This window comes from Boseongicola sp., from assembly GCF_057460485.1.
The window spans coordinates 1-7,648 of the sequence record NZ_JBVCWP010000183.1; the positions used below are offsets into that span (position 1 = coordinate 1).

Here is a 7,648-nt window from a genome sequence, read left to right on the forward strand (position 1 = left end):
CCAAGCAAGGATCGGCTTGTCCCAGCCATAAAGCACGCCCAGCCACAAAAGGCCGGGGATATAGATAATTGCGTTACCGGCAAACAAGGCCGCCGCCAACTTCCCGATTGAGCGATCCCAGCCAGCCCGGGCAAACGCGCCAAGCGCCAAGGCCGCAAGCGCGTAACCCACCAGATATCCGCCCGTGCCACCCATCATATAGGCCAGCCCGTATTGCTCAGCCGAAGAACCCGCAAAAACGTTAAATCCAAGCGCGCCAATCGCAAGATACCCAAGGACCGTGGCAAGACCCAAACGCGGGCCGTACGCCGCACCGATTGTCAAAACCGCGAATGTGCCCATCGACATCGGCACAGGCCACATCGGAATACGGATCTTCGCGGAAATCGCAATCACCGCGATCCCTGCCAGAACCAAAACGATCTGTTTCACGCGCAAAGCACTGCCTTCGTTCGATCCGAACAGATCGGCCAACACAGGGCGGGCTGTAAGTGTGGACATGAACTTCCCCTCAACGTTGTTGTTTTATTTGAACGGACTATCGCATTAGACGCCACTGCCCGCAAGCGCGCGAAATACCAAAGCCGGTCAGTCCTTCAGGCGCGAAAACCGTGTTAACATCCGATAAGCCTTGCGGGGTCCCTCAACCGACCAAACCGTCGACCAGTTTGGGAAGTCATTGAAATCATAAAATACTTCATAGCGATCTGGTGGACACAGGTACGTTGTCTCATAAGTCGACACGCCAACGGGAACGGAGTGAAAGGGCCTCATATCCCCGAAAGCAACATCGATTCGCGCGCCACTGCCGCTCCAGACGTAACGCCGCGTCGCCTTCAATGCATGCCCACCCCGCGCTGGCGTCAGCACCCCGGTTTCCTCCTGAAGCAATCGCGGTCCCGAGCGGTGAAAAATGCTTTCGCCCTCGAACACATCGCGACGCCCATCCGCGTGCTCGATCATGCGCACCATCAACCAACAGCCTTCAAGCGCTGCCAGTGAAGGCAATCTGCTCATCCAACGCCCCGAGACCGGCCTATACTGACATCCGCGCCATCCAGCTTTACCCGTCTATCCGCAAAAGCTGGTTCAGCGATCATCACCAGAACAGTGCAAATGTAGCGCATCCCATGCTCCTTGTTCCCATCTGCGCTCCAGTCTAAACGCACCGAGCAGACACGCAATCCGAAAGGCACCCCACGATGATCCCCAGATACAGCCGCCCCGACATGGTCGCCATTTGGTCGCCCGAGACCAAATTCCGCATCTGGTACGAGATCGAAGCCCATGCCTGCGATGCCCAAGCGAACCTTGGAGTGATCCCGCGCGAAAGTGCCGCCGCTGTTTGGAAAGCGAAAGACGTTGAATTTGACGTCGCCCGCATCGACGAGATCGAGGCCGTCACCAAACATGACGTTATCGCGTTCCTCACGCACCTCTCTGAAATCATTGGAAGTTCTGAAGCGCGCTTTGTCCATCAGGGAATGACGTCTTCGGACGTTCTCGACACCACGCTAAATGTCCAGCTTGTGCGCGCTGCCGACCTTCTCATCACTGATATGGAGAATCTCCTCGCCGCGCTGAAGACCCGTGCAATCGAACACAAGATGGACGTCCGCATTGGCCGCTCCCACGGAATCCACGCCGAACCCGTCACCATGGGCCTCACCTTTGCGCGCTTTTACGCTGAAATGGACCGCGGCCTTGCCCGGCTGAAGAACGCCCGCGGCGAGATCGCGACCGGCGCTGTATCCGGCGCTGTCGGCACCTTCGCCAACATTGACCCCGCGGTCGAGGCCCACGTCTGCAAACAACTTGGCCTAACACCCGAGCCTATTTCGACACAGGTCATCCCGCGCGACCGCCACGCCATGTTCTTCGCCACGCTTGGCGTCATTGCATCTTCTATCGAAAACATCGCGATCGAAATCCGCCACATGCAGCGCACCGAGGTCCTTGAAGCCGAGGAGTTTTTCTCCAAAGGCCAAAAAGGCTCCTCCGCCATGCCGCACAAACGCAACCCGGTCCTTACCGAAAACCTCACAGGGCTTGCACGTCTCGTGCGCATGGCGGTCGTGCCGGCGATGGAGAACGTCGCGCTTTGGCACGAACGCGATATCTCGCACTCCTCGGTCGAACGCGCCATTGCGCCTGACGCAACCATCACGCTGGATTTTGCGCTCGCGCGTCTCACCGGCGTAATAGAAAATCTGTTGATCTACCCTGATAATATGATGAGGAATCTCAATCAGTTCCGGGGCCTAGTTCATTCCCAACGTGTCCTTCTTGCGCTCACCCAAAAGGGCGTCAGCCGCGAAGCCTCCTACCGTCTGGTGCAGCGCAACGCGATGAAGGTTTGGGAAGAAGGTAAAGACTTCCAGACCGAGCTTCTCGCAGACGCCGAAGTCACCGCCGTCATGTCTCCCGACGAGATCGCCGAGAACTTCGACCTTGGCCACCACACCAAACATGTGGACACGATCTTCGCCCGCGTGTTCGGCGAGACGTAAAGTGTAAAAACTGCCCAAAATCCCGGCTTTGACCAAAGCGCCGCGCGTGCTATTATTTTGTCACAATCGATAAAGGAGAGACAAATGAAGATGAAACTGCTTTTTGCCACTCTGGCCGTCACTGTGACACCCTCCCTCGCCCTTGCTATGGGCTGCGGCTTTGGACACGAAAAGACCGACACCGTCGCAATATCCTGCGCGGAAGGCTCGGTTTATAGTGCGGAGGCACAAAGCTGTGTCCCCCTCACAACCGGTTAACTGTGTATTTCCCTCAATGGCTACGGGCGGCTCCCTTCGGGCCGCCCTTTTGATCGGCGCGGGCCTTATCTCCAGCCCGGCGCTCGTCGCGTAAGTCGTCGCGCCCATCGCGCCACCAATACCAACCGAAACAACCACAATCTGCGACGATTGGTTCATCTGGGACAAGCCCACCAAAGCCTGTGTCACTGCCGAAGCCGCGGCGGACGGTCAATAGTCCCTTTGCTTAGATGCGGGCGAGCTTGCCTGGTCTGAGCGCCTGAACGACGCAACCCGCGTGCTTTCCTTGGGGGGGCAAGCGACAAGAGCCTAACATACAAAGGTTTTGTGGCGCGGCGCTGGTATCCAATCTGTAACCGTTTTGCCTTGGCGTCCGGGTCCATGGAGGCGTGAAGATGTCGATAGATTGAGCGTTGGCAGATCCAATGGATCTGCCCGGCATGGCGCCGATTGTGCACCAGTCGGGGCGTGAAAAGCGGCGATCGTCGTGCGCCGGCTGTTGTCCAGTGGGTCGGTTCCCGCCATTTCCGCCCTTCCCGACAGCCTGCAGTCAGAACTCACTGTCCAGCAGGCCCGCATGTCGCCGGTCCATCACAACACCGTAAATGCCGTCGCGGCAGAAATTGCTAACCCGTCAAGCCTTGTGCGCCTTAGGTCGAATAGTGATTGTCACGGCGATCCTTGGGGAAAGACCGGCAATGTAGAAAACGAACGCCTCGCGCAGGTGCTCGAAGACGAAGCAATCGAAGTGGCGGCCATTGCTCTGTCCAAGCGGAAGGATTCCAGAGCCGCCGAACTTCTCGGACTTCTCTGCCAAGGGACCAAGCCCGCCGCATCACCTACGCGGTGTCCCCCACTGGTGCAGTAGCCCCATGCATGCTCCGCCACCTCGCCATTGTGCTTACAGAGCAACTTGATCCGTGCCCTATTCGCGCCTTTTCCGATGGGCCAGTCACGCGCGTCGGTGCCATCCTGAACTATTTCTCCGCCACGTTGCGCAACGACGTGTTGGACGGGCTTGATGTCGAAGACGCCGAATTTGCCGAACAGATCCGCAACGCTATCTTTACCTTTGCCAACATCAAAGACCGCGTCGCGAGCCGCAATATACCCCGCATCCAGCGCGATCTCGGCCAGACAGGCCTCTTAAGTACAATTGCCGGGGCCGAAAGCAAAGACATTGCGACCATTGATTTCATCATGGAAAACATCTCGCAACGCCTGGCCAGAAGCATACGCGCCGAAGCTGCTGAAAAGCAGGGGGTCTCAACCGCTGACGGCGAAGCTGCGACAATGCGTATCGTCAATGTTGTGCGCGCGCTGGAAAGCAGTGGCGAGATTTTTCTCGTCGTCAAATACGAATGGCGAACACCGCTTGTGCCACCGCCGCCTGACTTCTATTTAGCCATTGCATGACGAAACCATCTTCAACCAAACCCGCGCCCTCGTCGCCCTTTGCCCACAGGGTGCAAAACATAGCGGCCCAATCCGTTTTGCGCGGGGCACTTTTGCTGCCCTATGCAACCCGCGTGCGCTTTGTCGGATGGCTTGTCCAAACCGTCGTCGCTCCGCTTGCGGGCTGGAACAAACGCGTGCGCGACAACCTTCATCTTGTGCTCCCCGACACTCCCGATGCCGAGACACGCCGCATCGCTGCTCGCGTTGCCAACAACGTCGGCCGCACCCTGATCGAGATTTACTCAGGCGACGATTTTCTCGCCCGCGTCAAAGATGCCCCGCAAAGCGGTCCTGGCCTGTCCGCCATTCACGACGCCCAAAAACAGGGGCGCCCGATCGTTCTTCTGACCGCCCACATCGGCAACTACGACGCCGTGCGAGGCTCATTTGCAATGGCAGGGCAAACGATGGCCGCGCTCTATAAACCGATGCGCAATACGATCTTCAATGACCACTACGTCAAAGCAGTTAAACAGATCGCAAGCCCGGCTTTTCCAACAACAGCTCGCGGCCTTGCTTCTCTGATTTCACACCTGAAAAAAGGTGGCACAATTGGGATAGTAGGCGACATTGGCTCAACTGGCGCGCCGCTTCTGGAATTCTTCGGCCACCCTGCGCATACACCTGTGTCTGCCGCCGAATGGGCGATCAAATACGACGCCCTTATGGTGCCAATCTACGGCCTGCGCCAGCCGGATGGTCTGACTTTCAACATCTTTGCAGACACGCCCATTCCAAACGGCGATCCCAACAAGATGATGCAAGCCTATAACGACAGCGTCGAAGCGGTGACGCGCGATCATATGGATCAGTGGTTTTGGATTCACAAGCGGTGGAAACGGGCCGCAAACGCCGTGGACATCTGAAACCTAACGCAGCTGCGCGGCTCCAAGGATGGGCCCAGACGTGGATTGCTGCACGAAAACAACAACCCGCACACCGTCCGGTACCTTGAGCGACGCACGATACGTGCCGCGCCCGTTCCATTCTCCGATCTCGATCAGTTTGCGCACAATATTGTGGTACTCAAGCGTGCGACCTGCGTTCTCGCCTCGCCGGATATCAACCGTCGCACTTGGCGTCACCGTCGCCACTTGTACCACAGCCCCCTCCGACGGCATCGGCCCTGTCGCGCGGATCGATACTGACACCCGATCGCCATCCCGTCCAAGCGTTACAGCGGCCGGTTTCGCCGCCCTGCGATGCATCTCGATGTATTCCATAAGCTGCATCGTATTGGCCCCAGCCACACGATCCACGCCCCCGATGACCATCTGCGGCGTATAAATTGACCGCTTGCCCGCCGCGCGCGCATAGCCTCGCTGGCGGACCGTATGAGCCGGATCGGCAAATTCATCTTTCCAGCCGATATAATCCCAATAATCGACATGCAACGCCAGAACGATAATATCGCTGCGATCCGACAGCGCGGCCAGCATCTTGTCTGCGGGCGGACATGACGAACAGCCCTGTGATGTGTATAGCTCAACCACGACCGGATCATCCGCCGCTGCAAAAGAAGCAAGCGCCACCCAAATCGCCGAACACCAAACCAAAAGTCGCATAAACCTATCCATCTCGCCGTGAGACTGCCTGACTAGCCGCTCACAGACAAACACGCCAATCAACGTTTTGCGAGAGCACGTTACAAAAGTCCTCAAAGTTTTGCGGATAATACTGTACACTATGGTATACAAATTGCCTCATCCCCCTTGCGGACAACACATCCAAGGCGATAAAGACACCTCAATTCAATCGTTCACTAAAGCGAAACCGTCATACGAAGGGAACCACCCGACATGCCCATCACCGTTGGCCAGGATACCGCCAAAACCCGCAAAACGCTCACAGTCGGCGACCAGTCCGTCGCGTATTACTCTATTCCGGCTGCGCAAGCCGCAGGTCTCGGTGACTTCTCCCGCCTGCCCGCCGCACTGAAAGTCGTTCTGGAAAACATGCTCCGTTTTGAAGACGGCAAGACCGTGACCGTTGACGACATCAAGGCGTTTTCGGAATGGGCTGACAACGGTGGCAAGAACCCCCGGGAAATTGCCTATCGCCCCGCGCGCGTGCTGATGCAGGATTTCACCGGCGTACCTGCCGTGGTTGACCTTGCCGCCATGCGAGACGGCATCGTGGCGCTTGGCGGCGACGCCGAAAAGATTAACCCGCTGAACCCGGTCGACCTCGTGATAGACCACTCGGTGATGATCGACGAGTTCGGCAACCCCCGCGCTTTCCAAATGAACGTTGACCGCGAATACGAACGCAACATGGAACGGTACACTTTCCTGAAGTGGGGCCAGTCCGCCTTCAACAACTTCCGTGTTGTGCCACCGGGAACCGGCATCTGCCATCAGGTGAACCTTGAATACCTCAGCCAGACCGTCTGGTCCGACACCGACCAAAACGGCGAAATCGTCGCCTATCCAGACACGCTTGTCGGCACTGACAGTCACACCACAATGGTGAACGGCCTCGCCGTTCTCGGCTGGGGCGTCGGCGGCATCGAAGCCGAAGCCGCGATGCTGGGCCAGCCAATTTCAATGCTGATCCCTGAAGTCGTCGGCTTTGAGCTGACCGGCGCCATGCTTGAAGGCACCACGGCTACCGACCTTGTGCTGAAAGTCGTGCAAATGCTGCGCGCCAAGGGCGTTGTCGGCAAATTCGTCGAATTTTACGGCGACGGCCTTGACAATGTGCCCCTCGCAGACCGCGCAACCATCGGCAACATGGCGCCGGAATACGGCGCGACCTGTGGCTTCTTCCCGATCGACGCCGAGACACTCCGCTACCTCGAACAAACAGGCCGCTCAAGAGACCGCGTCGCCCTGGTCGAAGCCTATGCCAAGGAAAACGGCTTCTGGCGCAACACTGGCTATGCGCCCGTCTATACCGACACTCTGACCCTCGACATGGGCACAATCGTTCCGGCCATTTCAGGCCCCAAGCGCCCGCAGGATTTCGTGGCCCTTACCGACGCAAAATCCGCCTTCGCTAACGAGATGGAAAACACCTTCAAGCGCCCCATGGGCAAAGAAGTCGCCGTCGACGGCGAAGATTACACAATGGAATCGGGTAAGGTCGTGATCGCATCGATCACGTCGTGCACCAACACCTCGAACCCCTACGTGATGATCGGCGCAGGCCTCGTCGCGCGCAAAGCCCACGCTCTTGGTCTCAGCCGCAAGCCATGGGTGAAAACATCGCTGGCTCCCGGAAGCCAAGTTGTCTCCGCCTATCTCGAAGCCGCCGATCTCCAAGACGACCTCGACGCGCTTGGCTTCAATCTTGTGGGCTACGACTGCACCACCTGCATCGGCAACTCAGGCCCGATCCTTCCCGCGCTCTCCAAAGCAATCTCCGAAGGCGACCTCGTCGCCACCTCGGTCCTGTCAGGCAACCGTAACTTCGAGGGACGC

At 58.0% G+C, this 7,648-nt stretch carries 9 protein-coding genes; 6 read left to right on the forward strand and 3 right to left on the reverse strand.

Annotated features, from left to right (window positions below; all coding sequences use genetic code 11):
- Both AC221Y_RS16965 and AC221Y_RS16970 read right to left on the reverse strand, forming a co-directional pair.
- Positions 1 to 501: biotin transporter BioY (locus AC221Y_RS16965; protein WP_486707815.1), on the reverse strand; the 501-nt coding region annotated here is incomplete at its 3' end.
- An 87-nt stretch (positions 502 to 588) separates the two neighbouring features.
- Positions 589 to 1,017, reverse strand: a complete 429-nt coding sequence (locus AC221Y_RS16970; protein WP_486707816.1) for a DUF6314 family protein — start codon at positions 1,015 to 1,017, stop codon at positions 589 to 591.
- Between the two features lie 185 nt (positions 1,018 to 1,202).
- Here AC221Y_RS16970 and purB point away from each other — a divergent pair, with 185 nt between their 5' ends.
- The 5 genes from purB (at position 1,203) to AC221Y_RS16995 (ending at position 5,092) form a co-directional block, all read left to right on the forward strand.
- Positions 1,203 to 2,510, forward strand: a complete 1,308-nt coding sequence (gene purB, locus AC221Y_RS16975) for an adenylosuccinate lyase (protein ID WP_299752876.1) — start codon at positions 1,203 to 1,205, stop codon at positions 2,508 to 2,510.
- A gap of 84 nt (positions 2,511 to 2,594) precedes the next feature.
- The gene (locus AC221Y_RS16980) at positions 2,595 to 2,768 is read left to right on the forward strand and encodes a hypothetical protein (protein ID WP_299752873.1); all 174 of its coding nucleotides are present in this window, start codon (positions 2,595 to 2,597) and stop codon (positions 2,766 to 2,768) included.
- Between the two features lie 487 nt (positions 2,769 to 3,255).
- Positions 3,256 to 3,636: a hypothetical protein gene (locus AC221Y_RS16985; RefSeq protein ID WP_486707817.1), complete on the forward strand. Its 381-nt coding sequence runs from the start codon at positions 3,256 to 3,258 to the stop codon at positions 3,634 to 3,636.
- 8 nt (positions 3,637 to 3,644) lie between these two features.
- A complete protein-coding gene (locus tag AC221Y_RS16990; protein ID WP_486707818.1) occupies positions 3,645 to 4,184 on the forward strand; it encodes a FliG C-terminal domain-containing protein in 540 nt (179 codons plus the stop codon).
- A complete protein-coding gene (locus AC221Y_RS16995; protein WP_486707819.1) occupies positions 4,181 to 5,092 on the forward strand; it encodes a lysophospholipid acyltransferase family protein in 912 nt (303 codons plus the stop codon). Before AC221Y_RS16990 ends, AC221Y_RS16995 begins: the two co-directional genes overlap by 4 nt.
- A gap of 3 nt (positions 5,093 to 5,095) precedes the next feature.
- On the opposite strand, the gene AC221Y_RS17000 is transcribed toward AC221Y_RS16995, so the two are convergent.
- The gene (locus AC221Y_RS17000; RefSeq protein ID WP_299750579.1) at positions 5,096 to 5,791 is read right to left on the reverse strand and encodes a DUF1223 domain-containing protein; all 696 of its coding nucleotides are present in this window, start codon (positions 5,789 to 5,791) and stop codon (positions 5,096 to 5,098) included.
- Between the two features lie 234 nt (positions 5,792 to 6,025).
- On the opposite strand from AC221Y_RS17000, the gene acnA reads away from it, so the two are divergent.
- The coding region (gene acnA, locus AC221Y_RS17005; protein ID WP_486707820.1) for an aconitate hydratase AcnA at positions 6,026 to 7,648 on the forward strand (1,623 nt) is incomplete at its 3' end.